A 24,821-nucleotide genomic window follows, 5' to 3' on the forward strand; every position below is an offset into this window, starting at 1 on the left:
CTAGCCCTTCTTGAGGTGACGGCGACCCAGCAGTTCGGCGATCTGCACCGCGTTGAGCGCCGCACCCTTGCGCAGGTTGTCGGAGACGCACCACAGGTTGAGGCCGTTCTCCACCGTCGGGTCCTCGCGCACGCGGCTGATATAGGTCGCGCCGTCGCCCACGCTTTCCACCGGGGTGATGTAGCCTTCGTCCTCGCGCTTATCGACCAGCATGATGCCGGGTGCCTCGCGCAGGATGTCCTGCGCCTGTTCGGCGGTGATCTCGCGCTCGAACTCGATCGTCACCGCCTCGGAGTGGCCGACGAACACCGGTACGCGCACGCAGGTGGCGGTCAGCTTGATCTTGGGGTCGAGGATCTTCTTGGTCTCGACCACCATCTTCCATTCTTCCTTGGTCGATCCATCGTCGAGGAAGACGTCGATATGCGGGATCACGTTGAACGCGATCTGCTTGGTGAACTTGCTCGGCTCGACCGGATCGCCGACGAAGATCGCGCGGCTCTGCTGGAACAGCTCGTCCATGCCTTCCTTGCCCGCGCCGGAAACCGACTGGTAGGTCGAGACGACCACGCGCTTGATCCCCGCCGCATCGTGCAGGGGTTTGAGCGCGACGACCAGCTGCGCGGTCGAGCAGTTGGGGTTCGCGATGATGTTCTTCGCGGTGTAGCCGTCGATCGCGTCGGGGTTCACCTCGGGCACGATCAGCGGCACGTCCGGGTCCATCCGGTAGTGCGAGGAATTGTCGATCACCACGCAGCCCGCTGCGGCCGCCTTGGGCGCATATTCCTTGGCAATGGAGCCGCCTGCCGAAAACAGCGCAATGTCCCAGCCGGTGAAGTCGAAATGCTCGAGATTCTTGCATTTGAGCATCTTGCCGGTGTCGCCGAATTCGATCTCGGTGCCCTGGCTGCGCGAGCTGGCCAGCGCGACCACCTCGTCGATCGGGAACTCGCGTTCGGCGAGAACCTGCATCATTTCGCGCCCGACATTCCCCGTCGCGCCCACGATGGCGACCTTGTAACCCATCAATCACTCCTGTCCGTGCTGCACTGCCACATGGGGCCAAGCGCGCCGCGCCGCAAGCATTAGGTCAAATCACTCCGAGCATGTGCAGCACCAGCACGGCCAGCGCGCCGAATGCGAGCACCGTACCGGGCAGAGTGATCCAGCGTCGGCCGACATTTTCCTTCACCGCGAGCGCATTGAGCGTGCCAAATACGAGCAGGAATACCACGCTCGCCCCGCTCACCAAGCCGGAAAGCCCGCCCATCACCGCCAGCGCGAGCGCACCTGCAGCAAGCAGCAGCACCGCCCAGTAAGGCGATCCTTCCGCATTTTCCCGCCCCAGCACGCTCGGCAAGGCGCCGTCCCGCGCCACTTCGCGCGCCAGCCGGGCCGAACTGAACAGCGTCGCGTTGATCGCGCTGGCCGTGGAGAGTGCGGCCGCGATGGTCACCGCGATCAGCCCGGGCGTGCCGAGCGCCGCCTGCCCGGCGCGGGACAGCGCAACCTCGCCATCGGCAATCACCGCCTGCGTGCCGGTCAGCATCGGCACCGCCAGCGCGACAAGCACGTAAATCAGCGCCGCGCTACCGATCGCCAGCGGCATGATCCGCCGCATCACCCGCTTGCGGTCCTTCATCTCGTCATAATCGTAGGCGACCAGTTCGAAGCCTTCATAGGCCATGAACACCGACGCCGCGCCGATCACGATGCCGATCAGGCCCGGTTGCTGGGCGATGGAAAGCTTCTCCACCTCGAACTGCGACAGACCGAACGCGGCCAGCGCGGCGAGGATCGCGAGCTTGATCGCGACGATGGCGATCTCCACCCCCGCCGCCTGCCCTGCCCCGCGCAGGTTGATCGCGGTCATCGCGAGAATCACCGCAGAGGCCATCGCCGGGGGGAGCCAGGCAGGCCCGCCGATCGCCTGCCCCAGATAGGCTCCGAAGGTGTAGGCATAGACCGCGCAGGTCAGCACGTATCCCGCCAGCAGCACCCATGCGGACCAGCGGGCGAGCCGGGTGAACTTGAGATCACGCAGGAAGGTGTAGATGCCCCCCGCCTCGTCCTTCTCGACGGTCAGCGCGGCGAGGCTGTGTCCGGTGGCGTAGGCAACTAGTCCGCCTAGCACGAAGCTGAGCGCGGCCCAGTGCCCCGCGCTGGAAATGACCACGCCGAGCGTCGAGAATATCCCGCCGCCGACCATCCCGCCGACCGCGATCGCCCAGACCGCTGCAAGACCGAGCTGGCCCCCGGTCGACTGCTTTTCGCTCATTCCGGCGGTGTTACCCCGTGGCTATCCAGAAAATCGAAGATCGTGTGCCACAGGTGCACGCTGATTTTCGGCCCGCTGACCCGGTGGGTGTAGCCCGGATAGAGCATCATCTCGAACGGCACCGCCGCTTCCTGCAAGGTCGAGATTAGCTCGGTTGAATTCTCGAACACCACGTTGTCGTCCGCCATCCCGTGGATCAGCAGCAGCGGGTCAGTCATCTCGGTCGCTTTGGGAATCGCACTCGCCGCTTCGTAGGCTTCGGGCACTGTGTTCGGATCGCCCATGAAGCGTTCGGTATAGTGGGTGTCGTAAAGCTCCCACCGGGTGACCGGCGCGCCAGACACGCCAGCCGCGTAGAGGCCCGGATCGGCCTGCAGCTGCTTGAGCGTCATGTACCCGCCATAGGACCAGCCGTAGATTGCCAGCTTGTCCGGATCGACGAAGTCGAGCGCCTTGAGAAACTCCGCGCCCGCCTTCTGATCGCGCACCTCGACGCCGCCCATCGCGCGATAGATCGGCTGCTCGAACGCGACGCCCCGGTTGGCCGAGCCGCGATTGTCGAGCACGAAGTAGACATAACCCTTGTCGACGATCGCCTGCGCCAGCGCGCCCTTCCACCCGCGATCCACCATCTGCGGGCCGGGCCCGCCATAGTGCATGATGAAGACGGGGTATTTCTTGCCCGGCTCCATCTTGGGCTTGAGCATCATGTAATGCAGCGGCGTGAGATCTTCCGCAGGCAGCGTGCCGAATTCCGGCCACACATGGCTGGCGAGATAGGGCGCGTAGGGGTGGTCTGCGTCGAGCGGGTTTTCCTCCACCCACGCCAGGCGTTGCCCGTCCGTATCGGCGAGGTAGCTTTGCGGCGGCTGGCTCGGCGAAGACCGGCTGATGAGCAGCGTCTGGCCCTGCTGGTCCATGCTCGCGCTGTTGGTGAAGCCGGGGTCGGTCAGCAGTGCTCCGCCCGCCTTTCCGTCGAGCGGGGCGCGATAAATCTGCTGGGTCAGCACATTGGTCGTCGCCTGGTAGAAGAACACGCCGGTCTCTTCGTTGAGTCCGACCAGCGAAGTCACGGGTTCGTCCCCACTGGTCAGCTGCTGCCAGTCCTCACCGTCGAAGCGGTAGAACTGCCCATAGCCGTCGCGTTCCGACCACCACAGCAGGCTCCCGTCGTCGAGGAAGCGGTAATTGTCCGACAGGTTGATCCAGTAGTCGGGCCGCGCCGCTTCTTCGGTAAACCAGACCTCGCTTGCCCCGGTTGCGGGATCGACCCTGAGCATGTCGAGCCGCGTCTGCTCGCGGTTCTGGCGCTGGACATAGAGCGCGCTGCCATCGGGGGCCCAGTCGACCCGGGCGAGGTAGATGTCGGGGTTGTCCCCCAGGTCGACCTTCACCCGGTTCGCGCCGTCCGGGTCCATCACGAACAGCTCGACAATCGCGTTGTCGCTGCCCGCCACGGGGTAGCGCTGGTCGAACACCTTGGTCCCGGTCGCGCCGATCGCCGCGCGGGTGACCACGCCCACCGGGCTCTCGTCGGTCCGCTGCACCGCCAACCGCGTGTCGTCGGGATTCCACCAGAAGCCGGTCATCCGGCCCATTTCTTCCTGCGCGACGAATTCCGCCTCGCCCCAGCGGATCAGCTCGCCTTCCTTCGGCGTGATCGGCTGCGCATCGCCGCCGACCGGGCCGACCCACAGCTGCCGGTCGCGTACGAAGGAGACGAATTCGCCCTCCGGGCTGAGCTTGGGATTGAGCTCGCTTTCCTCGGTATCGGTCAGCCGAGTGACGGTGCCGTCCAGCTTCGCGAGGTAGAGATCGCCGTCCAGCGGCACCAGCACGCCCGACCCATCCGCATTCCACTGATAGGCGATGATGCCCTTGAGATTGCCGACCCGCGCCCGCTCGCGCTGCATCTTCTCGTCTTCGGACAGCTCGCGACCCGAACCCAGCGCCTCGCTGTCGACCAGCATGGTCCATTCGCCGCTCTGCCGGTCGTAGCCCCACAGGTCGTAGCGTTCGCGATCATCGGCGCGGTTGCGCAGCAGGGTGAGATAGCGGCCATCGGGCGAAAGCTTCGCCTGGCGCGGGCTCGGCCCGTCGAGGCCAGGGCTGGCGAAGACGCGTTCGATGGTGAGGTCTGCGTTCTGGGTGGCCTGGCTGGTCATGGCGTCGCTCTCCTGCGCGGCAAGCGGTGTGGCAAGGGCGAGAATGGCTGCGGCGGCAAGCAGGTGGCGCATTGATGTAAGTCCTCTCCGTCGTCACCGCGCGCAACCCGCAGGGGCGCGCGGCGATCCAGTGGCCAACCGCCCGACATGCAGGGCGATACGCCATGGATTGCTTCTTCGCTGACGCTCCTCGCAATGACGGGGGAGAATGACAAGCTTGCAACGAAAAAGGGCGGCCCTGCCGGACCGCCCTTTCCTGTTTCGCTTGTGAGAAAGCCGCGCTTACGCGTCCTTCTTCTCGCCCTTGGCGGGGCGCACGTCGCGGCGTTCGGCGATGCGCGCGCTCTTGCCGGTGCGGCCGCGCAGGTAATACAGCTTCGCACGACGCACGACGCCGCGGCGGACCACGGTGATGCTGTCGACGATCGGCGAATAGAGCGGGAACACGCGCTCCACACCTTCGCCGAAGCTCATCTTGCGAACGGTGAAGTTGGAACCCATGCCGCGGTTCGAACGCGCGATCACGACGCCTTCGAAGTTCTGAATACGCTCACGCGTACCTTCGACGACCTTCACGCCAACGCGCACGGTGTCGCCGGAGCGGAATTCCGGAATATCCTTGCCGAGATTTTCAATCGCTTCGGCTTCGAGCTGCTGAATCAGGTTCATTGGTCCTGGTCCTTCGTTTCTCGCTGCGCGCCAGAGGCAGACTGGACCGGAGCATCGGTGTGACGCTCCCACAAATCCGGCCTGCGTAACCGTGTCATTTCTTCGGAGCGTTGCTTTCGCCACGCCGCGATCTTCGCATGATCCCCCGATCGCAGCACTTCGGGGATCGTGCGCCCTTCCCATTCCTGAGGTCGGGTGTAGTGCGGGTATTCCAGAAGGCCGTCCTCGAACGACTCCTCGGCCCCGCTTGAAGCCGCGCCCATTACTCCCGGAAGCAGCCGAATGCAAGCGTCGAGTATGGCGATTGCGGCAGTCTCTCCGCCCGACAGGACGATGTCCGCCAGGCTGACTTCCTCGATAAAAGGGCGCGCCTCGAACAGCCGCTCGTCGAACCCCTCGAAGCGGCCGCACAGGATGGTGACGCCCGGCCCCTCCGCAATCTCGCGAATGCGCGCCTGCGCGATCGGTTTCCCGCGCGGCGTCATCGCGAGGACGGGTACTTGCTCTACGGGCTGAACCGAATCCAAGGCTGCCGCCAGCACATCGCACTTGAGCACCATGCCCGCCCCGCCCCCGGCAGGCGTATCGTCCACCGTGCGATGCTTGTCGGTCGCGAAATCACGAATTTGCACGGTATCGAGCGACCACGCGCCCTCGCGCAACGCACGCCCGGCGAGCGACACGCCGAGCGGGCCGGGAAACATCTCGGGGTACAGGGTCAGGACGGTGGCGGTGAAGGTCATGCAATTACTCGAAAACATCCGGATCGGGCACCCGGGCGCGGCCGTCTCGGGGGCGCACCAGGCGGATGGTCAGATAGGCGGCAAGCAGATCGACGCCGAGGGCACTGGCGTAAAGCATCTGCCCGCGCGTGTTCATACGCAAAAAGAGATCGATCGCCTCTGCCAGGGACGGCCTGCCGAACGTCGCGATGGCGGCGATCGGCAGGGCGACCAGAAGCACAAAAGCGGGCAGCGCACCCGCGATGGTAAGGCCCAAGGTCGAACGCCGGGACATTCTGCGCCTCAGAACGAAAGCGCAGGCCGCGCTGAGCAGCGCGCCGATCAGAAGGATCACGGCGAAGATGATCAGCAGGTGTGACGCCGGGAAAACCGAAGGCTCAGCGGTCGAAACAGTGACCGAGGCAGATGCAGCGCTCGCGATCATTGAAAGGTGCTCACATCGAAGCGGGTCAGCTTGTCGAGACGGCGCGTCGCGAAGTCCGAGACCGGCCACCCGACGATCGCCGCGCCTGCCAGCAAAATCGAAGCTGCGGCAAACCCGACAACCAGGAATTCACGGCCATCCGCCGCCATCACCAGGATCAGGGGAGCGCAGGCCAGCCCCGGCCCCAACAATGCTGCCCACAGGGTCCGTACGCGGGTGCTCGCTCCAGGCCTGGCGAACAGAACAAGCAGAATTGCGCCGAGCGTCGCCATGACGAGCATGACGACGAAAAAGACGATCACCGCGATCACTTCCATCGAGATACCATTGCATTCGTGTTGCTGTTCGTTGTGCAGATGGACAAGCGCCCGCTCATCCCCCGCACCCGCCGCAGCCACCGCCGCCGCAGCCCGATCCGCCCCCGTCGCCGCCACCATCTGCGGTAGAGCCTGCATCCCCGCCGCCGCCGTGGCGCATCGCGTGCAGCGGGTCGAACGGTGTGCCCGCCAGCACGGCGGTGCCGAAGATCGCGACCCCCAGCCCCATCTGGTCGCGGGTCGGCGCGCGCTTGAGGCCGACATGCTCCTGCCGCGCCTCCTTGAGCGCGCGCTCTCCTTCACGGGTGCGGCGCAGACCGGCGATCAGGCGCCAGCCGATCACCCCCACGCCCAGCGCAATCAGAATCACGAGGATACCGACCGGCTCCCCCTCCGCGCTCCCGGCCTGCAGGCGATAGAGCCCGAGAAGGACGATCGCGAGCATCGGCAGCGCGGCCACGATCCGCACCGGCAGCGCCTCGCCCGATCCGGTCAACAGGCCCGCATCGACCAGCGCGTCGCGATCCGCCTGATAGCCCCCGTCGATCGCCCGCGCGAAGGTCCGCCACCCGAAGCTGTCGCCCAGCGACATCAGCCGCGTTTCCGCGCCGCCCGTCGCGGCCTGCCGGTCGCGCACGTGGAATTTCTTGCCCTCCAGCTCCAGCCGGCCCGAAGCGAGCAGGTCGGCCATCACCGCCTCGGCATAACGGGCCTTGCCGCTTGCCAGCGCGGCGAACTGGCCGAAATCGCGGGGGCGGCCCGGCTCGCCTGCCGGGCGCAGGATGGCGGGCACGATCAGCGCGAGCAGCCAGCCGAGCACGATCAGCCCGGCATAGAGCATGATGAATTGCGCCGCGCCGTATTGCGCCAGATCGATATTCATTGCGCCCCACTCCTCACAGCAGCACCCCCAGTGCCAGCGCGACCAGCGCTAGCCCGATCGCCGCGACGAAACCATAGGCTTTGCCGCGCGGAACGATGAAGGCGTCCGCCGGGTTCACCCGTACCGCCTTGGGATCGACTAGGAAGCGGCGACGCGCATCGGGCCAGATATCGTCCGGCGCAGGCGCACCGAAATGCGCTTCATAGCTGGCGAGCGTTTGCGCATACTGATCGTAATAGCGCGTCCGTTCCACCGTACCGCCCGCAGTCGGCCCATGGTGCAGCGGCATGCGCAGCACCTCCGGGCAGAAGCGCTCCCAGTAGTCGCGGCTGAAGGTCAGGTGCAGGTGCCACGCCTGATCGACCGCGTCCGACGGCGTGACCTCGTGACCAGCCTCGCACGCGAGCCAGCAGAACCGCTTGTATTCCGTGAGGACGCGCGCGGCATGGTCCGCGCTCCAGCGGTTCTCCCGGGCGAGGCGCTGGACGAAGGTGAACGCAGCATCCGCCGGGCCGATCTCGTAATCGGCCAGCCGCTGCCACAGGTCGGTCTCGAACGCGCTCATACGCCCACTATCGGGGCACAGGCGCGCTCAGGCCAGCGTCAATCCGCGCATTTGACGAAGATCACGCCGTCGCCATCGATGCGGTGCCCGGCAAGCGTTACCACCTCGCCATCAGCGGCAGGCATCACCGCAAGACCATCGGGCCCGCGCGTTTCGATCGGCAGCGTGGGCAGCGGTTCGTCCCATTGCAGCGCAGGTGTCGGGCCGACATCGACCACGCCGGTTTCGGGGTAGCCGTTCACCCGCGTTTCGATGATGCTCATCCCGCGCGAATTGGCGCTGACAGCGAAATCCGGCTTGGCGCAATTGGCGTTCAGCCCCTTCGCCGCCCAATTGCCCCGGACATAATCGCCCGTCACCGCAAGCCCGCCCGCTCGGGACGGGGCGCGATCGCGCGCTGGCGGACTCCTAGCCTCGATCCGCTGCGGGATCAGCGTGCCCGTCCCCTGTTGGCAGAAGCTGGCATCGGCGACCTCGCCGGTGATCTCGACATAGTCACCCGGCCGGAAATCCGCCTCGCCCGCGTTGAACGCCCACGTCTCGCCATCAGGCGTCTTCAGCGTCAGGCATTCGACGCCTTTGGCAATCCTGCCCTCGACCGTCACCAGGTCCGGCTGCCCGGAGGGGCGAATGCCCGCTGCCGGGTTACTGGAGTTGTCACCGGGTGCAGCGATCATCTCGTCGTCCGGCTCATCGGCGCTTTCGCCGCTCTCGTCCGAAGGCCCAGCGCAGGCTAGCAGGAGCAGCGGCGCGCAGAGCAGGCTCGTCATATTCCTGAATGTCGTCATGCCCGATCAGTGTGCAAGGCGGGGGCGATGTTCCGAAAGTCTCCGCCGATCCCGGTACCATCGATAAGCTGCGCACTAATACGCCGTCGCGGCAACGAGCCTTCACGATCAGTCGAACACCTTTTCGGAAACCGGCTCTCGGCCAGCAGCGCGCTTCCTGGAGAAGAAATAGGCGACCGGAAAGCAGACCACTACGGCAATGAAAAGCGCACCGATGACGAGCGCCGCCAGCGGCGCGACCACCTCAGATCGGAAACCGGTTTCGCTCACGAGCGTGATGATCGGCAGCGACATGGGCACGAAGGCGGCGATCAACGCCGTCCACATGGCCCGCGCCTTCCATGAGGTCGAAGCGGCGATAATATCGAGCAGAAAGGCGATACCGACGGTCAGAGCGACCACAAACCCGAGGGACGCGACCAGGCCGACAATAGCGAACATGCGTCCTTAATCCGCGAATTCGGCGGCGATCACAAGGCGCTTGTCATCCCATTCGGGTACGGCAGTCGGGATCATCGGGACCATGAAGGTCTTCGGGCCCTTTTCGGGCACGGGATCATGCGCGATCTCGACAATGTCGGTCGCGCCGTAATTGGCGACGTCGATCACGTGGCCGACCGCGGCCCCGTCGGTGGTCACCACCGGGAGGCCGATCAGGTCGGCGTGGTAGAACTCGCCTTCTTCGAGCGCCGGCAGCGCGTCGCGCGAAACGCTGAGCAAGGTGCCGCGCAGGGCTTCGGCGGCGGTGCGGTCGGGCACCTCGGCGAAGCGGGCGATCGCCCCACCCTTGTTGTCGGAGCGGATTTTGGAGGCGGTCAGTTGGCCGTCATTGAAGGTCTTGTGCGCCTTGAGCGCATCGACATCATCGCCGAACAGCTTGAGCCGGACCTCGCCCGCCACCCCGTGCGCGCCGGTGACGGCGGCCAATACTATAGCCCTCCCCCCGCTCGGGGGGAGGGTTGGGAGGGGGGAAGCGGACGGCGATGCGCCTCGGGCCTCGCCCCCTCTCCCCGACCCTCTCCCGCGTCCCCTCCCTTTGCGGGGAGAGGGAGATGTCATCAGCCTTCGGCCTTTTCTTCGCCGGCGTCTTCAGCAGGAGCTTCGGCGGCGGTTTCTTCAGCCTTGGCTTCTTCTTCAGCCGGAGCTTCCTGGGCAGCCTTCAGCGCTTCGGCGGCTTCGGCTTCCTTGGCGGCCTTTTCTTCGGCGCGTTCCTTGGCCTTTTCGCCCGGCTCGGCCTTGTTCGGGTTGTTGCGCGCGGCACGCTCGCGGATGCCGGCGGCATCGAGGAAGCGGGCGACACGGTCGCTCGGCTGGGCGCCGACGCCGAGCCAGTACTTGGCGCGGTCTTCGTTCAGCTGGACGCGCTTCTCGTCGTCCTTGGCGAGCAGCGGGTTGTAGGTGCCGATCTGCTCCAGATAGCGGCCGTCACGCGGATAGCGCGAGTCGGCGGCGACGATGCGGTAATAGGGGCGCTTCTTGGCGCCGCCACGGGAAAGTCGGAGTGCAATAGCCATTTCGGTTCGTCCTTGGTCTTAATCTAAATCGTTTTCGGTTATTTCTTGGGCAAAAGCTTCTGCAGGTCGGGCGGCAGCTTGCTCATGTCGACATCGCCCATGCCCTGACCGTCCATGCCCGGGATCTGGGGCATACCCTTGCCGCCCATGCCGGGAAGGCCGCCCATTCCGCCTCCTCCGCCAAGCATCGCGGCAAGGCCCTTCATCCCGCCCATCTTCTTGATCTGCTTCATCGCGCGGGACATTTCCTGGTGCATTTTCAGCACCTTGTTCACGTCCTGCACCTGCGTGCCGCTGCCCGCCGCGACGCGCTTCTTGCGCTTGGCGTTGAGCAGCGCGGGATTGGCGCGTTCCTTGGGCGTCATCGAGCCCATGATCGCATCCATGTGGACCAGCACCTTGTCGTCCATGCCGCTGGCCTGCATCGCCTGCTTGGCCTTCTTCATGCCGGGCATCATGCCTGCGAGCATTCCAAGACCGCCCATGTTCTGCATCTGCTTGAGCTGCATGCGCAGGTCGTTGAGGTCGAACTGGCCCTTGGCCATCCGCTTGGCGAGAAGCTCGGCTTCCTCGACCTTGATCGATTCCGCAGCCTTCTCGACCAGCGAAACGACATCGCCCATGCCGAGGATGCGCTCGGCAACCCGGCGCGGGTGGAAGGCTTCGAGCGCGTCGAGCTTTTCGCCGACACCTGCAAACTTGATCGGCTTGCCGGTGACCGCGCGCATCGAAAGCGCCGCACCGCCGCGCGCATCGCCGTCCATCCGAGTCAGGATCACGCCGGTCAGCGGCACTTCGTCGGAGAAGCTCTGCGCAACGTTGACCGCGTCCTGGCCGGTCAGGCTGTCGACCACCAGCAACACTTCGGTCGGCGTAGCAACGCTCGCGACCGCTTTCATCTCGGCCATCAGCGCTTCGTCGACATGCAGGCGGCCTGCGGTGTCGAGCAGGACAACGTCGACATTGCGCAGCTTCGCCGATTCGAGCGCGCGGCGCGCGATGTCGACCGGCTGCTGGCCTTCGACGATCGGCAGCGTGTCGACCTGCGCCTGCTCGCCGAGCACCGCCAGCTGTTCCTGTGCAGCCGGGCGATTGACGTCGAGCGAGGCCATCATGGCCTTCTTGCCGTGCTTCTCGCGGATCAGCTTGCCGAGCTTGGCCGTGCTGGTCGTCTTACCCGAGCCCTGCAGGCCGACCATCATGATGACGACCGGCGGCTTGGCGTCGAGCGTCAGCGGAACGTGGCCGTCCTCGCTGTCCGAACCGCCCAGCATCGCGACCAGCTCGTCATTGACGATCTTGACGACCTGCTGGCCCGGCGTCACCGACTTGAGGACCGCTTCGCCAACGGCCTTTTCCGTGACCCGCTCGATGAAGTCGCGCGCGACAGGCAACGCAACGTCGGCTTCGAGCAGCGCGATTCGCACTTCGCGCATCGCATCGCGCACGTCCTGTTCGCGCAGGGCACCACGCCCGCGCAGGCGGTCGAAGGTATTGCCAAGGCGATCCGACAGTGCGTCGAACATGCTAGCCGCTTACTCCATCTCCGGCACGATACCGGATTAAACGCGAAAAACGCCGGCGGACGAAACCTCGTCGGCCAGCGTCGGGGCGGTGCCCCTTCTGAAACTCACATCAGGGTAGCGAACTACCCTTCGAACCGGTGGTGGAGCCTAGCGGGATCGAACCGCTGACCTCTACAATGCCATTGTAGCGCTCTCCCAGCTGAGCTAAGGCCCCGTGCCGGTTGTGGGAGGCGCCGTTTAGAAAGCACGGCGCCCCTTTGCAAGCGGAATATCCGCCTGCGATACGAAAAATCAGGTGTCGTCGTTATCGTCGTCGTCACCCTTGGACTTGGCGACGCCCAGATCGTCGTCGCCGCCCAGATCGACCTCGTTATCCGGCGAATCGTCGTCGTCATCGACGTCGATATCCTCCAGATCGTCATCGGCCAGATCGCTGTCGGCCTCTTCGTCCTTCTTCTTCTTCTCTTCCTCGAAGGGAATCGGCTGCTTCGACTTGAGCACCGGCTCGGGCGTCCAGGTGTTCTCGCATTCGATGCAGGTCACCGGGTCTTCATTGCCCAGATCGTAGAAACGCGTGCCGCACTTGGGGCAGGTGCGCTTGGTGCCCCATTCGGGTTTGACCATGAGAGATGTCCTTGTTGCGGGCGCTGCCATCTTCGCGCGCGCCGATGTGAATTTCCGTGAGGGCTGACTTGGGGCCGCCACCGCCCCGAATCAAGAATGGCGCGCGCCTTGCCATGCACCAATGCCGGTGTCAAAGCCGCCCGCGCATGAATGACACCGCCGCCTCCCATCGCTTCCGCCCTGCCGGCCCCTTGCGCGGGAGCATCACAGTGCCCGGCGACAAGTCGATCAGCCACCGCTCGCTGATCCTGGGCGCGATGGCGGTGGGCGAAACGCGCGTTTCCGGACTGCTCGAAGGCGAGGACGTGCTGGCGACCGCCGCCGCGATGCGGGCGATGGGCGCGGATGTCCACCGCGACGACGATGCGACCTGGCACGTCCACGGCGTCGGCGTCGGCGGATTGCTGCAACCCGAGGCCGCGATCGACTGCGGCAACAGCGGCACCTCGGCCCGCCTGCTGATGGGGCTGGTCGCCAGCCACGGGATCGCCGTGACCTTCACCGGCGATGCGAGCCTGTCCAAACGCCCGATGGGCCGCGTGATCGATCCGCTGAGCCAGATGGGCGCGCGCTTTACCCCCAGCCCCGGCGGCACCATGCCGCTGATGCTGGAAGGCGCGCATCCTGCCGTGCCGATTCGCTACCGCCTGCCCGTCGCGAGCGCGCAGGTGAAGAGCGCGGTGCTGCTCGCCGGGCTCAACACACCGGGCGTCACTTCGGTGATCGAGCCGGTGCCGACCCGCGACCATTCCGAACGCATGCTGCGCGGCTTCGGCGCTGAGCTGGAGATTGGCGAGGACAGCGGCGCGCGCGTGATATGCCTGACCGGGCAGGTCGACCTGCGCCCCCAGATCCTCACCGTGCCGGGCGATCCTTCGTCTGCCGCATTCTTTATGGTCGCCGCCACGCTGGTCGAGGGCAGCGACCTGACGATCCGCAATGTCGGCATGAACCCGACCCGTGCCGGGCTGGTCGATGTGCTGCGGCAGATGGGCGCGAATATCGAAGAGCTCGACGCGCGCGAGGTCGGCGGAGAGCCCGTCGCAGACCTGCGCGTACGCCATGCGCCCCTGACCGGCATTGAGGTCGATCCAGCCCTCGCACCGAGCATGATCGACGAATTCCCTGTGCTGTTCGTCGCCGCTGCTCTGGCCAAAGGCACCACGGTAACGCGGGGGTTGGACGAATTGCGGGTCAAGGAAAGCGACCGCCTCGCCACCATGACCGCCGCGCTGGAGACGATCGGCGCGCGGGTGGAAGAGCGTGAGGACGGGCTGACGATCCACGGCACCGGCGGCGAGCCTCTGCGCGGTAGCGCGAATGCCCGGGTAAAGACGCATCTGGACCACCGCATCGCGATGAGCATGGCGGTCGCAGGGCTGGTCAGCCGCGACGGGGTGGAAGTGGACGACACCAGCCCCATCGCGACCAGCTTCCCCGGCTTTGAAAGCCTGCTCGAACAGACTAGTTCGTCGCAAACCCTGTGATCGCATCCAGAAAAGGGATCCGCCCATGATGTTCCGCCTGATCGCCCCCGCGCTGATCGCGCTGGCCGCCTGCTCGACCGCAGTCCAGGCCGCCACATATGAAATGTTCCGCGATCCGAACTGCGGATGCTGCGAGATGTGGGCAGAGCATGTTCGCACAGAAAACGAAGCCGACATTGCGGAAGTGCCGACGCAGGACATGGCAGCGATCAAGACCGCCAACGGCGTGCCGCAGGATCTGTGGAGCTGCCACACGATGATCGTCGATGGCTACGTGATCGAAGGCCACGTCCCCGCCGCCGACATCGCCCGCCTGCTGGAAGAGCGCCCCGCCGGCGTAAAGGGTCTCGCGGTGCCGGGTATGCCGATGGGTTCGCCGGGCATGGATATGGGTGGTCACAAGCAGGCTTTTCAGGTCATCGCCTTTGGCGAAAAGGGCCGCTCGGTCTTCGCAAGCTACCCCGGGACATGACCGGGCTCGACATCTACAGCCTCGTCGGCTTCGTCGGGATGGCCTGCATCATCGGGGCCTATTTCTATCTCACCGCCAGCAAGGCGGCGAACCCCTATATCCTGCACGGCACCAACCTAGTGGGTGCGGCGCTGCTGACGGTGAGCCTGCTGGTCCACACCAACTGGCCCAGCCTCGTACTCGAAGGCTTCTGGGCCGCGATCGCAATCTGGGGCATCGCCAAGGCGATCCGTGAGAAGAAGGCCGCGAAGCAGCCATGATCCGCACCATACTAGTCGCCGCCGCGCTCGCCCTGTCGGGATGCGCTACGCTTCCTCCGCCCGAGGCATCACCCTCCCCCGCCTCGGTTCAGACCGTTGCGGTCGAAGCCTACGCCGCGCCCGACCGCGAACTGATGGTCCCGGTAGAAGGCGGCAACGTATACGTGCGCGTCAACGGCGATCTCGACGCCGCCCCCCCGGTGGTGTTCCTCCACGGCGGCCCGGGGGGCACGCATAACGGCCTCGCCTCGATGCTGGGCTTGGCGGACGAGCGCGCGGTAGTCCTCTACGACCAGCTCGACAGCGGGAAGTCCGATCACCCGAACGATCCCGCCAACTGGCGGGTCGAGCGGTTTGTCGAGGAACTGGAGACGATCCGCCGGACGCTCGGCATCGAGCGCTGGCACGTGGTCGGCCACAGCTGGGGTTCGGCGATCGCGCTGGAATATGCCGCGAAGTACCCGCAACACGTCGCCTCCACCGTGCTCGGCGGGACCTATATCAATACCCAGCGGTGGATCGCGGATGCCAACATCCTGCTCGAAGACCTGCCGCAGGATGTCCAGCAGACCATCGCCGCATGCGAGACCGACGCATCCCCACCTGCGGAACAATGCGCCGCAGCAACCGATGCGTTCTACGCCGAGTTCAACCGCCGCGAACCGGCGACTGCCGCGCTGCGCGCCTATTCCGAAAGGATCGGCGGACAGGGCTTCAACCCGGTGATCTACAACGCGATGTGGGGGCCGAGCGAGTTTCGCTCCAAGGGTTCGCTCAAGACCTACGACGCGGTCCCGCTGCTTGGCGAAATCGACGGTTCGCGCACGCTGTTCCTGATCGGCCAGTATGACGAGGCGCGCATCGACACCGTGCAGGATTATGTGAAGATGACGCCGGGCGCCGAATTCGGCGTGGTCCCCGGAGCCGCGCACGGCTTCTTCACCGACCGTCCGATGGAGAGCGAGGCGATCCTGCGCGCCTGGCTCGCGAGGCACGACGCGCCGTGATCGTCGCCGTCGACGGACCCACCGCCAGCGGCAAGGGCACTCTTGCCAGGGCCATCGCCGCGCATTTCGGCCTGCCATATCTCGATACCGGCCTGCTCTACCGCGCGGTCGGGCGGCAGGTGCAGCTTGCCGGGAAGGCCCCCGACAGCGAAGCGGATGCTCTGGCGGCGGCGGACTTTCCCGACAGTCTGCTGTCCGATCCGGAACTACGCAGCGAGGCAATCGGCGGCTATGCCAGTCGCGTCTCGATCCACCCGCAGGTGCGCGCGGCGCTGCTCGAACGCCAGCGGGCCTTCGCGCAGCAGGCCGGCGGCGCGGTGCTCGACGGACGCGATATCGGCACGGTGATCTGCCCCGATGCGGAGGTAAAACTGTTCGTCACCGCCTCGCTCGACGCGCGGGCTGACCGGCGCTTTGCCGAGATGCAGTCGCAGGGCCGCGAGTTGACGCGCGACGAAATCCGCGCGCAGATCGAACGCCGCGACGAGCGCGACATGAACCGTAAGGATGCGCCGCTGAAGCCCGCGCCCGACGCCTTCGTCCTCGATACCACCGCGCTCGGCAAGGACGCCGCCATCGCCGCCGCCATCGAAGCGGTCGAACAGGCGCGCGGGTAAATCCGCTAGCCGATCAGGCGACCGCGCTCTTCGAAGGCTCTTGCGGCGTCGGCCAATGCACCTCCGGCAGCGTGCGAAAGCCGGGTTTTGCGAACAGGTATCCCTGGCAATAGCGGATGCCCAGGAGCCTGAGCGTGGTCCACTCCTCCACGGTCTCGATCCCTTCGGCAACAACCGTGATGCCCAGCCTTGTGGCAATGCGCACGATCCCCTCGACGATCACCCGGCGCGATACAGAGGAGTCGATCGAACGGATCAGCTCCATGTCCAGCTTGAGATAGTCGGTCTGGATCTTCGCAAGCAGCCCCAGCCCCGCGTGCCCCGCGCCGAAATCGTCGATCGCAGTGCTGAAGCCCATGCTTTTGTAACTCTCGACGATGTTTCGCACGTGCTCGGTATCGTCCATCCGCTCGTTCTCGGTCAGTTCGAACAGCAGGCGATCGGTCGGCAGGTCGCATGCCCGCGCGGTCGCCAGGGTCAGCTGAATACAGGCGAGCGGCGAATAGACCGCATTGGGCAGGAAGTTGATCGACAGCCTGGCATCGGTCTCGAGAATGCCCGCTTTCACCGCGTCCTCGATCGCAGTCACGCGACATTGCTGATCGAAGGCGTAGCGCGTTTCTTCGTCCACCTGCGAGAGGACCGACCCGGCACTCTCCCCGTTCTCGCCGCGCACCAGCGCCTCGTAGGCAAAGACCGTGCCGGTCTCGCAATCGACGATCGGCTGGAACGCCATCGCGATCGCAAATTCGTGCTGCGGCGATTTGCACTGCGAACAGCCAGCCATCGGCAATCCCTCTCAATTACCATCGAACCAATAAGAGGAAGGTTATAACGGATTGTAAAAACAACAAATCTCTGCGGACGGTTTGAAGCAGGCCCGCAATGAGGCGCATCGCCGCCGGGCACGCAAAGCCTCCAATTTGCTTGCATTTTCCGCAGTTCGCGCGTACCTGCCCGCCGTTCTCGCATTCTCATGGATTCGACGGACCCGCGCGGTGGCATACGGCCTCGCGCGGAACACGGCCCTCTTGCCCCGTACGGCCCGCGCAATGGTGTGCAGGCAGACGGGTAAAGACCCCGGACAACCGGTGGCCGGTAGCAAAAGTGAACTAGGAACCTCATACCTATGGCAACTGCAGCCAACCCGACGCGCGACGATTTCGAAGCGCTACTCAACGAACAGCTCGGCGATGCCGATGATGGCGGCTTCGAAGGCCGCGTCGTCAAGGGCACCGTCACCGCCATCGAAAACGGCATGGCGATGATCGATGTCGGCCTGAAGAGCGAAGGCCGCGTCGACCTGCGCGAATTCATGCGCAACGAAGACGAGCACGGCCTCGAAGTCGGCAGCGAAGTCGAAGTCTATGTCGACCGCGTCGAAAATGCCGATGGCGAAGCGATGCTCAGCCGCGACCGCGCCCGCCGCGAAGCCGCGTGGGATCGCCTCGAAAACGAATTCGGCGAAGGCAAGCGCGTCGAAGGCCGCATCTTCGGCCGCGTCAAGGGCGGCTTCACCGTCGACCTCGACGGCGCCGTGGCCTTCCTCCCCGGCAGCCAGGTCGACATCCGCCCCGTGCGCGACGTCACCCCGCTGATGGACCAGCCCCAGCCCTTCCAGATCCTCAAGATGGATCGCCGCCGCGGCAACATCGTCGTCTCGCGTCGTGCGGTGCTTGAAGAAACCCGCGCCGAACAGCGCAGCGAACTGATCAGCGATCTGGCCGAAGGCCAGGTGGTCGACGGTGTGGTCAAGAACATCACCGATTACGGTGCCTTCGTCGACCTGGGCGGCATCGACGGCCTGCTCCACGTCACCGACATGAGCTACAAGCGGGTCAACCACCCCAGCGAAGTGATCGAGATCGGCCAAACCGTGACCGTGCAGATCATCCGCATCAATGCCGAAACGCAGCGCATCAGCCTCGGCATGAAGCAGCTCGAAAGCGATCCGTGGGATGGCGTCGCCGCCAAGTACCCGGTCGGCATGAAGCTGACGGGCCAGGTGACCAACATCACCGAATACGGCGCCTTCGTCGAAGTCGAGCCGGGCATCGAAGGCCTAGTCCACGTTTCGGAAATGAGCTGGACCAAGAAGAACGTCCACCCGGGCAAGATCGTTTCGACCTCGCAGGAAGTCGAAGTCATGGTGCTGGAAGTCGATTCCGAAAAGCGCCGCATCTCGCTCGGCCTCAAGCAGGCCCAGCGCAACCCGTGGGAAGAGTTCGCCGAAGCGCACCCGATCGGCAGCGAAGTCGAAGGCGAAGTCAAGAACGCCACCGAATTCGGCCTGTTCATCGGCCTGCCGGGCGACGTCGACGGCATGGTCCACATGTCCGACATCGCGTGGGGCATCTCGGGCGAAGACGCGCTGGCGCTTCACCGCAAGGGTGAAGAGGTCAAGGCGATCGTTCTCGACGTCGACATCGACAAGGAACGCATCAGCCTGGGCATGAAGCAGCTCGAAAAGGGTGCGCCGACCGAAGCCGCTGCCGGTGGTTCGCTGCGTCGCGGCGAAACCGTCACCGTCACCGTCCTCGAAGTCCGCGATGGCGGCCTCGAAGTGCAGGTTGGCGAAGACGGCGCGACCGGCTTCATCAAGCGTTCGGACCTTGGCCGCGACCGCGACGAACAGCGTCCGGATCGCTTCCAGGCGGGTCAGAAGATCGACGCGATGGTCACCGGGTTCGACCGCAGCAAGAAGCCGACCTTCTCGATCAAGGCGTACCAGATCGCCGAAGAGAAGCAGGCGGTGCAGCAGTACGGTTCGGCCGACAGCGGCGCCTCGCTTGGCGACATCCTGGGCGAAGCGCTCAAGAAGCAGGACTAAGCTCCGCCACGCTTAACGCGTGACCTTTGAAACGGCCCGCCCTCCCCAACCGGAGCGGCGGGCCTTTTCGTATGTGTGCGGCGGCTTTAAGCTGGGGTGATGACAAGGACGACGCTCTACGCTCGCAGACCGATCCTCAGCGCTCCGCTGCGCTGGCGTGTGGAGTTCGCCATGCTGAGTCTTCTGCTCGCCGTGATTGATCGGTGGGCACCGTCCTGGGCCATGGCTGGTCCGACAATCCTGGTTCTCATCGCGGTGCTGGCGGTGCTCATCTATCCGATGATGCAGAGCAGCGATCTTACCCTGCTAAGGCCGCAGAGGCCGCGGCTGGAACGGACGATCGGCGTCCTGTGCCTGGTCGGGCTGCTCGCGACGTTTGTCGCTCGGATAGCCGCTGACGATTTCTCCTCTCACGATGGGTTCTACCTCTTCCTGATGGGGGCGTTGCTCAGCAGACCGCCAGTCTTGGCGATCGCAAATCATCCGGCGGATTGAGCGGCCCGGGTCTTGTTTCGACAATGTGCGTCCCATAGCGTCGCGCGCATGCGATCTCAGACAATTCTCCCCCTCGCCGCCCTGCTGCTCGCCAGCGCGGCCTGCACCAACGAAGCCGCCGCCCCGCAGCCGGATGCCAGCGAAGCCGCTGCCCAGCCCACCCGCGCCCCGCTCAAGCTGGCAGGGCAGTACAAGGCGTTCCTTTACGGGCCGGACCACACCAGCGCCTCGGGCGCGCGGCTGGATCAGGCGTGGCAGGTGCTGCAGCAGGACCGGGCCAACTACCACGAGCGCGATGTGCGGCAGGACGCCGATCAGAGCGACCCCGTGTTCGCTTCCGCCGCCAATCGCGACCGGATCGAGGACATGGTCGCCAACGGCAACCTGACCGATGCGTCGGCGCGCAAGATCGTGGACGGGAACGTGCTGGTCGCAGTCGACGTCTATACCCGTGACGGCGAGCCCGCGCGGCTCGATGTGTCGGTCTACTAACCAGCGGAGAAGTCCCCCTGCTCCAGATCCACCAGTTCCCCTGCCTCAACGACAATTATGGCTTCCTGCTGCACGATCCCGACAGCGGGCAGACTGCGGCGATCGACACGCCGGATGGCGCGGAATACCTCAGGCAGGCAGAGGCCAAGGGCTGGCGGATCAGCCACATCTGGAACACCCACTGGCACCCCGACCACGCAGGCGGAAACAAGGCCATCGTCGAGGCGACAGGCGCGCAGGTGATCGCGCCGCAGGAAGTCGAGAAGCTCTCCCCTATCGACCGGGTGGTGGCGCATGGCGATGCGGTGACGCTGGGCGAGCACACGGCGCAGGTGATCGACGTATCGGGCCACACCAACGGCCATATTGCCTTCCACTTGCCCTCAGACGGCATTGCCTTCGTGGGTGACAGCGTGTTCGCGCTGGGCTGCGGGCGGATGTTCGAGGGCGAGCCGCAGCAGTTCTGGGGCAGCCTCGCGCGGATCAAGGCGCTGCCGCCCGAAACCACGCTCTACTGCGCGCACGAATACACCGCCGCGAACGCGAAGTTCGCGCTCCACGCCGATCCGGAGAACGCAGCGCTGCAGGCCTATGTGCAGGAGATCGATGCGAAGCGCGCGCAGGACGAGCCGACCGTGCCCACGGTCCTCTCGCGCGAGCTTGAGACCAATCCCTTCCTGCGTGCCGATGCCCCCGAGATGCAGGCACGCTGGGGCGGCGAAAGCCCGGCGGATACCTTTGCCGCACTGCGCGCAGCCAAAGACGCGTTCTAGGCGGCCCGCGTCAGGTCGCGGTGGAAGAACTGGTTGAAGTCGCTCTTCACATAGTCGCCAAAAGCCGCTCCCGGCACGAAGCCGCGAGCGCGGTAGAAGCGGATCGCAGGCTCGAAAGCCGCACCGCTGCCGGTTTCCAGCGAGAGGCGCTGCAGCCCAAGTGCCTGCGCTCGGGAGACGATCGAAGCGAGGATGGCGTCCGCGACCCCGCGCTTCAGAAAATCGGGATGGGTCCGCATCGACTTGATCTCGCCCGTTTCATCGGGGAGCAGCCGCAGCGCGCCGACACCGGCGATTGCGTCACCGAGCCAGGCCGACCAGACTTCCACATCGGGCCGCGTCAGGCCGCTCAGGTCGAGCGCGAACACGGCTTCGGGCGGGGATTGCGCGTGCATCCCCCGCAGGTGAAGTTCGATGAGGGAACGGGTCGCTTCGCCCGTCAGATCGTCGCGACGAACGACGATTCTGTCGGGCGATAGCGCCGTCATGGCCGGGAAATCAGATCCCGGCGATCATGTCGTCGGCGAGCTTGCGGTCCGCGTCCGCGTCCAGCTTCTCGCCGATCAGGCTGCGGCTGGCTGCGGCAGCAGCGGCAGCGGCCTTGGCACGCACTTCGGCAACGGCCTCACGCTCGGCAGCGGAGATCTTGTCCTGCGCCATGCGCTTGCGCCGTTCGACCAGCTCCTTGCTGTCTTCCTCGGCACGTTCCAGAATCGACTCCGCTTCGGCCCGTGCATTGTCGAGCATCGCCTCGGCATCGCTCTCCGCATTGGCGATCTTGGCGGCATATTCGTCACGCAGCGTCTCGGCTTCGGCGCGCAGGCGCTTGGCCTCGTCCAGCTCTTCGCGGATCGCGGCGATCCGGCTGTCGAGCCCGGCGGTGATGCTCTTGTGCGCCTTGAGGCGCAGGATCGCCACCAGGATCAGCAGCAGCATCGCGACCGACACCCACTGGAAGGGCTGGAGGCCCAGCAGGGTGGGTTCGGCATGCGCAGCGTCACCGCCATGCGCCGCCTCGGTATATTCGACGGGCTCTTGCGTGGTGAAGATTTCGGTAGATTCAGCCATGTGCCATCGCTTCCTTCACGGCCTTGCCGGCTGCGGGCTTGGTCACCGTGATGCCGGCGATCCGGGCCACGATGTCCTGCGCCGCATCGGTCGCGACCGCTTCGATCTCGCCCATAGCCTGGGCCCGGGCAGCGGCCAGTTCCTGGTCCGCCTCTTCGAGCTTCTTGTCGAGCCGCTTTTGCGCGGCGGCGATCTTCTTCTCGGACTTGGCGGCAGCTTCGGCCTTGGCCTCGGCAATCAGGGCCTGTGCCCGCGCGCGATTTTCGTTCTCGCGCACGCGCCAGGCTTCTTCTTCCTGGTCCGCCTGATCGCGAGCGGCCTGCGCCGCTGCGATATCGTCGGCGATCTGCTTGCTACGCCGCTCCATCGTGCCCGAGACCTTGGGCACCATTCCGCGTCCGACGACGAAGAAGGAGATGCCAAAAAACACCAGCAGCCAGAAGGCCTGGCTGGAGAAGGTTTCGGCCAATTGGTCGATCTGGGGCATGTTGCTCTATCCGGCGTGCGAGGTGGAAGACGTTCGATACAAGGGCCGGGACGCGCCCGGCCCTTTCAGATATCGATCGGTTTCCTCAGGCCACGAAGGTGAGGATGATCGCGATGACGAACGCGAGCAGGCCGAGAAGTTCCGCACCGGCGAAACCGATGAACAGGCGGCCCTGCTGGCCGTCGGCGGCACCCGGATTGCGCAGCGCGCCATCGAGGAACGAGGCGAAGACGTTACCCACACCCAGCGCGGCGAGACCGCAACCGATTGCGGCAAGACCGGCTCCGAGCAGCTTTGCGGCTTCTGCGTCCATTTCGAATACTCCTTGGTAAAATATGCGTGTGTTGAAAGGGGATCAGTGAAGGTGTTCGGCGTCGTTGATATACAGCGAGGTCAACAGCGCGAAAACATAGGCCTGGATGCCTGCGACCAGGATTTCCAGGGCGCAGATCGCGATCATCAGCAGCATGCTGGGCAGGCTGACGATCAGGCCCGTGCCGACGCCGCCAAGCCCGCCGGAGACGACGAAGCTGGCGAGAACTTCAAGCAGAAGGTGCCCGGCCATCATCGCGACGAACAGACGCAGCGCGAGGCTGAATGGGCGAACCATGAACGAGATGAACTCGATCGGCGCGATCAGCGGAGTCATCAGCAGCGGCGTGCCGTGCGGCACGAACAGGCCGAAGAACTTGAGGCCGTGCTTCCAGAACCCGACCGCAAGCACGATCGAGAAGCTGAGAATGGCGAGTATGCCGGTGACCGTGAAGTGGCTGGTGAAGGTGAACGGGTGGATCCCGACGATCCCCAGCGGCATCAGGCCCAGCAGGTTTGCAAACAGGATGAAGGTGAACAGGGTGAACACGTAGGGCACGTATTTGCGCCCTTCCTTGCCGATATTGGCTTCCACCATATTCTCGATGAAGCCGGTCAGGCTTTCCACCGCCATCTGCCAGCGGCCCGGAATCAGGTCCTGCTTGGTGCCCGCGCGCACGAACAGGATGAGCACGATGGTCGCGATCATCATCCACAGCGCGCTGTTGGTGAATGCGATGTTGACGCCAGCCACTTCCCACTGAGCCGATCCGAAGAGCGGCTTGATGGTGAACTGGTACATCGGGTCGATTTTGCCTTCTTCGCCGGCCACCTGAAATCCTGTTCGCGTCTCTTACCGCTCAATCGCGGCGGCTTGGAAAAATCAGCCTTCGTCAGAAGGTTTGCTGCCGGCACCGCCACCGGTGCCCGCATTTCGAAACATATTCCTGAAAGCCACGCCTATTCCGAGGAACAGGCCGGCCAACAGACCCCACGGCCAGGTTCCGGCCAGCGCATCCACGCCGTAACCGATCACCGAACCGCCAAGCAGCCCACCCAGAAGATCCGCCAGCACACGATTGCCGGCACGGTAATCCGCATCGGCTTTTCGCGCACTTTCCGTGGGCCTGCGCTTCTCCTCTCGCTCGCGTGCGGCCTTAAGCCGCTGCTCGAGCGCGTCGATCCGCGCATCCTCAGGTATGGGCTCTCGCGCGGACTTATCGTCGCTCATGCCAAGGCTCTCTATAAAAGTGAGAATCATGCGGCACGGGCAACACCTGCCCGCCGAGGGCGCGGTCGCCTTAGAAAAGGGTTTTTGGCAAGTCAACCGGAGCCGACGCGGCGCGGCAAAACGCTCCCCGCCGCAGGAGCGGTGTCAGACCCCTGCTGCGGGGACCATGCCGATCACATCGGCGGGCAGCGGCTGTCGCGTTCGGGCGGTGCGCTGGTGCGCGTCTTCCACGAACCGTCGGGCGCCTGGTATTTCTCGCCCGGCTGGGTCCGCGCGATCAGCAGGCAGCCCTGGGTCAGCGCATAGGCGTCGATCGTGGCGTTCTGCGAGCGCGCACGCTCGGTATAATTGGCGCGGCGGCGGATATTGATGTCCGACACCAGATCCACGATCGCCTGCGGCTGGTTGCCGACCACGCCGAGGAAACCGTCCATCCGCTCGCCCACCTGACCATTGGCGCGCGCCTGTTCATAGGCCGGATCGCGCTGGAACATGGCCGCAGCCGGATTGGCCAGCGCCAGGCCGATCGCTCCGCCGGCAATGGTCAGCATCAGCTTCGTGCGTTTCATCATCTCGTCCATCCCTGTTGCCGCAACCTGCGGAGTTGCCCCGACCTAGAAAATGTCGGGATTGGCGTCGATATTGTCCTCAACATCCGCAGCCAGGCGATAGATCACCTCCTGCTGGATGTTGATGTTGAGCTCGATCACGATCTTGTCGGAAGGTGCGTTCACATTCACGCATCCGCCCAGCAGGCAAAGCCCGCAGACCAGGCCGAGGCCCTTCATCTTCGC

The 24,821-nt window shown here is 65.1% G+C and carries 33 protein-coding genes and 1 tRNA gene; 9 read left to right on the forward strand and 25 right to left on the reverse strand.

Annotated features, from left to right (window positions below; translation table 11 throughout):
- From VO57_013750 to VO57_013825, 16 genes are all read right to left on the reverse strand, one after another.
- Entirely contained in the window at window positions 1–1,026 is a 1,026-nt protein-coding gene (locus tag VO57_013750) for an aspartate-semialdehyde dehydrogenase (GenBank protein XBL69184.1), read from the reverse strand.
- Window positions 1,027–1,090: 64 nt separating this feature from the next.
- Window positions 1,091–2,278, reverse strand: a complete 1,188-nt coding sequence (locus tag VO57_013755) for an APC family permease (protein XBL69185.1) — start codon at window positions 2,276–2,278, stop codon at window positions 1,091–1,093.
- Window positions 2,275–4,515 (reverse strand): DPP IV N-terminal domain-containing protein, encoded by a 2,241-nt coding sequence (locus VO57_013760; protein XBL69186.1) that lies wholly within the window; start codon window positions 4,513–4,515, stop codon window positions 2,275–2,277. Before VO57_013760 ends, VO57_013755 begins: the two co-directional genes overlap by 4 nt.
- Window positions 4,516–4,725: 210 nt before the next feature.
- Entirely contained in the window at window positions 4,726–5,112 is a 387-nt protein-coding gene (rplS, locus tag VO57_013765; protein ID XBL69187.1) for a 50S ribosomal protein L19, read from the reverse strand.
- Complete coding sequence (gene trmD / locus VO57_013770) at window positions 5,109–5,855, reverse strand: tRNA (guanosine(37)-N1)-methyltransferase TrmD (protein ID XBL69188.1); 747 nt, start codon at window positions 5,853–5,855, stop codon at window positions 5,109–5,111. Before trmD ends, rplS begins: the two co-directional genes overlap by 4 nt.
- A 4-nt stretch (window positions 5,856–5,859) precedes the next feature.
- Window positions 5,860–6,279 (reverse strand): hypothetical protein, encoded by a 420-nt coding sequence (locus VO57_013775; GenBank protein XBL69189.1) that lies wholly within the window; start codon window positions 6,277–6,279, stop codon window positions 5,860–5,862.
- Window positions 6,276–6,596 (reverse strand): hypothetical protein, encoded by a 321-nt coding sequence (locus tag VO57_013780; protein ID XBL69190.1) that lies wholly within the window; start codon window positions 6,594–6,596, stop codon window positions 6,276–6,278. The genes VO57_013775 and VO57_013780 overlap by 4 nt, the downstream gene beginning before the upstream one ends.
- A gap of 55 nt (window positions 6,597–6,651) precedes the next feature.
- On the reverse strand, window positions 6,652–7,479 hold the full coding sequence (locus VO57_013785) for a TIGR04222 domain-containing membrane protein (GenBank protein ID XBL69191.1): 828 nt from the start codon (window positions 7,477–7,479) through the stop codon (window positions 6,652–6,654).
- Between the two features lie 13 nt (window positions 7,480–7,492).
- Window positions 7,493–8,044: a hypothetical protein gene (locus tag VO57_013790; GenBank protein ID XBL69192.1), complete on the reverse strand. Its 552-nt coding sequence runs from the start codon at window positions 8,042–8,044 to the stop codon at window positions 7,493–7,495.
- Between the two features lie 38 nt (window positions 8,045–8,082).
- Entirely contained in the window at window positions 8,083–8,814 is a 732-nt protein-coding gene (locus VO57_013795; protein ID XBL69193.1) for a DUF5818 domain-containing protein, read from the reverse strand.
- Window positions 8,815–8,940: 126 nt separating this feature from the next.
- Window positions 8,941–9,273, reverse strand: coding sequence for a hypothetical protein (locus tag VO57_013800; protein XBL69194.1), 333 nt, complete (start codon window positions 9,271–9,273; stop codon window positions 8,941–8,943).
- Between the two features lie 6 nt (window positions 9,274–9,279).
- Entirely contained in the window at window positions 9,280–9,759 is a 480-nt protein-coding gene (rimM, locus tag VO57_013805) for a ribosome maturation factor RimM (protein ID XBL69195.1), read from the reverse strand.
- Window positions 9,760–9,890: 131 nt separating this feature from the next.
- Window positions 9,891–10,346: a 30S ribosomal protein S16 gene (rpsP, locus tag VO57_013810; protein XBL69196.1), complete on the reverse strand. Its 456-nt coding sequence runs from the start codon at window positions 10,344–10,346 to the stop codon at window positions 9,891–9,893.
- 38 nt (window positions 10,347–10,384) lie between these two features.
- Entirely contained in the window at window positions 10,385–11,872 is a 1,488-nt protein-coding gene (ffh, locus tag VO57_013815; GenBank protein XBL69197.1) for a signal recognition particle protein, read from the reverse strand.
- Window positions 11,873–12,010: 138 nt separating this feature from the next.
- Window positions 12,011–12,086: transfer RNA gene (locus tag VO57_013820), tRNA-Ala, on the reverse strand.
- Window positions 12,087–12,163: 77 nt separating this feature from the next.
- Window positions 12,164–12,496 (reverse strand): TIGR02300 family protein, encoded by a 333-nt coding sequence (locus VO57_013825; protein ID XBL69198.1) that lies wholly within the window; start codon window positions 12,494–12,496, stop codon window positions 12,164–12,166.
- Window positions 12,497–12,642: 146 nt separating this feature from the next.
- On the opposite strand from VO57_013825, the gene aroA reads away from it, so the two are divergent.
- From aroA to VO57_013850, 5 genes are read left to right on the forward strand one after another with little or no spacing between them, the layout of a single operon-like run.
- On the forward strand, window positions 12,643–13,983 hold the full coding sequence (gene aroA / locus VO57_013830) for a 3-phosphoshikimate 1-carboxyvinyltransferase (GenBank protein XBL69199.1): 1,341 nt from the start codon (window positions 12,643–12,645) through the stop codon (window positions 13,981–13,983).
- Window positions 13,984–14,008: 25 nt separating this feature from the next.
- The gene (locus VO57_013835) at window positions 14,009–14,455 is read left to right on the forward strand and encodes a DUF411 domain-containing protein (GenBank protein XBL69200.1); all 447 of its coding nucleotides are present in this window, start codon (window positions 14,009–14,011) and stop codon (window positions 14,453–14,455) included.
- Window positions 14,452–14,715: a permease gene (locus VO57_013840; GenBank protein XBL69201.1), complete on the forward strand. Its 264-nt coding sequence runs from the start codon at window positions 14,452–14,454 to the stop codon at window positions 14,713–14,715. Before VO57_013835 ends, VO57_013840 begins: the two co-directional genes overlap by 4 nt.
- A complete protein-coding gene (locus tag VO57_013845) occupies window positions 14,712–15,722 on the forward strand; it encodes a proline iminopeptidase-family hydrolase (GenBank protein XBL69202.1) in 1,011 nt (336 codons plus the stop codon). Before VO57_013840 ends, VO57_013845 begins: the two co-directional genes overlap by 4 nt.
- Window positions 15,719–16,339: a d(CMP) kinase gene (locus tag VO57_013850; GenBank protein XBL69203.1), complete on the forward strand. Its 621-nt coding sequence runs from the start codon at window positions 15,719–15,721 to the stop codon at window positions 16,337–16,339. The genes VO57_013845 and VO57_013850 overlap by 4 nt, the downstream gene beginning before the upstream one ends.
- A 13-nt stretch (window positions 16,340–16,352) precedes the next feature.
- On the opposite strand, the gene VO57_013855 is transcribed toward VO57_013850, so the two are convergent.
- Window positions 16,353–17,126: an EAL domain-containing protein gene (locus VO57_013855; protein XBL69204.1), complete on the reverse strand. Its 774-nt coding sequence runs from the start codon at window positions 17,124–17,126 to the stop codon at window positions 16,353–16,355.
- A 342-nt stretch (window positions 17,127–17,468) separates the two neighbouring features.
- Between VO57_013855 and rpsA the strand changes: the two genes are divergently transcribed.
- The 4 genes from rpsA (at window position 17,469) to gloB (ending at window position 20,929) form a co-directional block, all read left to right on the forward strand.
- The gene (gene rpsA / locus VO57_013860) at window positions 17,469–19,169 is read left to right on the forward strand and encodes a 30S ribosomal protein S1 (protein XBL69205.1); all 1,701 of its coding nucleotides are present in this window, start codon (window positions 17,469–17,471) and stop codon (window positions 19,167–19,169) included.
- 171 nt (window positions 19,170–19,340) lie between these two features.
- Complete coding sequence (locus VO57_013865) at window positions 19,341–19,664, forward strand: hypothetical protein (GenBank protein ID XBL69206.1); 324 nt, start codon at window positions 19,341–19,343, stop codon at window positions 19,662–19,664.
- Between the two features lie 48 nt (window positions 19,665–19,712).
- On the forward strand, window positions 19,713–20,156 hold the full coding sequence (locus VO57_013870; GenBank protein XBL69207.1) for a hypothetical protein: 444 nt from the start codon (window positions 19,713–19,715) through the stop codon (window positions 20,154–20,156).
- Between the two features lie 17 nt (window positions 20,157–20,173).
- Entirely contained in the window at window positions 20,174–20,929 is a 756-nt protein-coding gene (gene gloB / locus VO57_013875; protein XBL71345.1) for a hydroxyacylglutathione hydrolase, read from the forward strand.
- On the opposite strand, the gene VO57_013880 is transcribed toward gloB, so the two are convergent.
- The 8 genes from VO57_013880 to VO57_013915 form a co-directional block, all read right to left on the reverse strand.
- Window positions 20,926–21,417 carry a GNAT family N-acetyltransferase gene (locus tag VO57_013880; GenBank protein ID XBL69208.1) on the reverse strand — a complete coding sequence of 164 codons (492 nt, stop codon included), beginning with the start codon at window positions 21,415–21,417 and terminating at the stop codon, window positions 20,926–20,928. The two genes, gloB and VO57_013880, sit on opposite strands and share 4 nt — an antisense overlap.
- Window positions 21,418–21,427: 10 nt before the next feature.
- Window positions 21,428–21,997, reverse strand: coding sequence for a hypothetical protein (locus VO57_013885; GenBank protein XBL69209.1), 570 nt, complete (start codon window positions 21,995–21,997; stop codon window positions 21,428–21,430).
- Window positions 21,990–22,484, reverse strand: a complete 495-nt coding sequence (locus VO57_013890; protein XBL69210.1) for an ATPase — start codon at window positions 22,482–22,484, stop codon at window positions 21,990–21,992. Before VO57_013890 ends, VO57_013885 begins: the two co-directional genes overlap by 8 nt.
- An 85-nt stretch (window positions 22,485–22,569) precedes the next feature.
- Window positions 22,570–22,797 carry a F0F1 ATP synthase subunit C gene (locus VO57_013895; GenBank protein ID XBL69211.1) on the reverse strand — a complete coding sequence of 76 codons (228 nt, stop codon included), beginning with the start codon at window positions 22,795–22,797 and terminating at the stop codon, window positions 22,570–22,572.
- A 42-nt stretch (window positions 22,798–22,839) separates the two neighbouring features.
- Window positions 22,840–23,628, reverse strand: a complete 789-nt coding sequence (locus tag VO57_013900) for a F0F1 ATP synthase subunit A (protein XBL69212.1) — start codon at window positions 23,626–23,628, stop codon at window positions 22,840–22,842.
- 51 nt (window positions 23,629–23,679) lie between these two features.
- A complete protein-coding gene (locus VO57_013905) occupies window positions 23,680–24,027 on the reverse strand; it encodes an AtpZ/AtpI family protein (GenBank protein ID XBL69213.1) in 348 nt (115 codons plus the stop codon).
- Between the two features lie 173 nt (window positions 24,028–24,200).
- On the reverse strand, window positions 24,201–24,599 hold the full coding sequence (locus VO57_013910; protein ID XBL69214.1) for a YdbL family protein: 399 nt from the start codon (window positions 24,597–24,599) through the stop codon (window positions 24,201–24,203).
- 42 nt (window positions 24,600–24,641) lie between these two features.
- Window positions 24,642–24,815, reverse strand: a complete 174-nt coding sequence (locus VO57_013915) for a YnbE family lipoprotein (GenBank protein ID XBL69215.1) — start codon at window positions 24,813–24,815, stop codon at window positions 24,642–24,644.
- Between the last annotated feature and the right edge of the window lie 6 nt (window positions 24,816–24,821).

This window comes from Citromicrobium bathyomarinum (assembly GCA_001306305.2).
Lineage (GTDB): Bacteria > Pseudomonadota > Alphaproteobacteria > Sphingomonadales > Sphingomonadaceae > Alteriqipengyuania > Alteriqipengyuania bathyomarina.

Excerpts from the sequence above, each read along its gene's own strand:
- VO57_013755 (XBL69185.1), bottom strand. The coding sequence starts at position 2,278 with ATGAGCGAAAAGCAGTCGACCGGGGGCCAGCTCGGTCTTGCAGCGGTC.
- trmD (XBL69188.1), bottom strand. The coding sequence starts at position 5,855 with ATGACCTTCACCGCCACCGTCCTGACCCTGTACCCCGAGATGTTTCCC.
- VO57_013775 (XBL69189.1), bottom strand. The coding sequence starts at position 6,279 with ATGATCGCGAGCGCTGCATCTGCCTCGGTCACTGTTTCGACCGCTGAG.
- VO57_013795 (XBL69193.1), bottom strand. The coding sequence starts at position 8,814 with ATGACGAGCCTGCTCTGCGCGCCGCTGCTCCTGCTAGCCTGCGCTGGG.
- VO57_013865 (XBL69206.1), top strand. The coding sequence starts at position 19,341 with ATGCTGAGTCTTCTGCTCGCCGTGATTGATCGGTGGGCACCGTCCTGG.
- VO57_013910 (XBL69214.1), bottom strand. The coding sequence starts at position 24,599 with ATGATGAAACGCACGAAGCTGATGCTGACCATTGCCGGCGGAGCGATC.
- VO57_013800 (XBL69194.1), bottom strand. The coding sequence starts at position 9,273 with ATGTTCGCTATTGTCGGCCTGGTCGCGTCCCTCGGGTTTGTGGTCGCT.
- rpsA (XBL69205.1), top strand. The coding sequence starts at position 17,469 with ATGGCAACTGCAGCCAACCCGACGCGCGACGATTTCGAAGCGCTACTC.
- VO57_013915 (XBL69215.1), bottom strand. The coding sequence starts at position 24,815 with ATGAAGGGCCTCGGCCTGGTCTGCGGGCTTTGCCTGCTGGGCGGATGC.
- VO57_013760 (XBL69186.1), bottom strand. The coding sequence starts at position 4,515 with ATGCGCCACCTGCTTGCCGCCGCAGCCATTCTCGCCCTTGCCACACCG.
- VO57_013885 (XBL69209.1), bottom strand. The coding sequence starts at position 21,997 with ATGGCTGAATCTACCGAAATCTTCACCACGCAAGAGCCCGTCGAATAT.
- VO57_013895 (XBL69211.1), bottom strand. The coding sequence starts at position 22,797 with ATGGACGCAGAAGCCGCAAAGCTGCTCGGAGCCGGTCTTGCCGCAATC.
- VO57_013750 (XBL69184.1), bottom strand. The coding sequence starts at position 1,026 with ATGGGTTACAAGGTCGCCATCGTGGGCGCGACGGGGAATGTCGGGCGC.
- rplS (XBL69187.1), bottom strand. The coding sequence starts at position 5,112 with ATGAACCTGATTCAGCAGCTCGAAGCCGAAGCGATTGAAAATCTCGGC.
- VO57_013855 (XBL69204.1), bottom strand. The coding sequence starts at position 17,126 with ATGGCTGGCTGTTCGCAGTGCAAATCGCCGCAGCACGAATTTGCGATC.
- VO57_013840 (XBL69201.1), top strand. The coding sequence starts at position 14,452 with ATGACCGGGCTCGACATCTACAGCCTCGTCGGCTTCGTCGGGATGGCC.
- VO57_013790 (XBL69192.1), bottom strand. The coding sequence starts at position 8,044 with ATGAGCGCGTTCGAGACCGACCTGTGGCAGCGGCTGGCCGATTACGAG.
- VO57_013880 (XBL69208.1), bottom strand. The coding sequence starts at position 21,417 with ATGACGGCGCTATCGCCCGACAGAATCGTCGTTCGTCGCGACGATCTG.
- VO57_013870 (XBL69207.1), top strand. The coding sequence starts at position 19,713 with ATGCGATCTCAGACAATTCTCCCCCTCGCCGCCCTGCTGCTCGCCAGC.
- VO57_013780 (XBL69190.1), bottom strand. The coding sequence starts at position 6,596 with ATGGAAGTGATCGCGGTGATCGTCTTTTTCGTCGTCATGCTCGTCATG.
- aroA (XBL69199.1), top strand. The coding sequence starts at position 12,643 with ATGAATGACACCGCCGCCTCCCATCGCTTCCGCCCTGCCGGCCCCTTG.
- VO57_013905 (XBL69213.1), bottom strand. The coding sequence starts at position 24,027 with ATGAGCGACGATAAGTCCGCGCGAGAGCCCATACCTGAGGATGCGCGG.
- VO57_013825 (XBL69198.1), bottom strand. The coding sequence starts at position 12,496 with ATGGTCAAACCCGAATGGGGCACCAAGCGCACCTGCCCCAAGTGCGGC.
- VO57_013785 (XBL69191.1), bottom strand. The coding sequence starts at position 7,479 with ATGAATATCGATCTGGCGCAATACGGCGCGGCGCAATTCATCATGCTC.
- ffh (XBL69197.1), bottom strand. The coding sequence starts at position 11,872 with ATGTTCGACGCACTGTCGGATCGCCTTGGCAATACCTTCGACCGCCTG.
- rpsP (XBL69196.1), bottom strand. The coding sequence starts at position 10,346 with ATGGCTATTGCACTCCGACTTTCCCGTGGCGGCGCCAAGAAGCGCCCC.
- VO57_013845 (XBL69202.1), top strand. The coding sequence starts at position 14,712 with ATGATCCGCACCATACTAGTCGCCGCCGCGCTCGCCCTGTCGGGATGC.
- VO57_013890 (XBL69210.1), bottom strand. The coding sequence starts at position 22,484 with ATGCCCCAGATCGACCAATTGGCCGAAACCTTCTCCAGCCAGGCCTTC.
- VO57_013835 (XBL69200.1), top strand. The coding sequence starts at position 14,009 with ATGATGTTCCGCCTGATCGCCCCCGCGCTGATCGCGCTGGCCGCCTGC.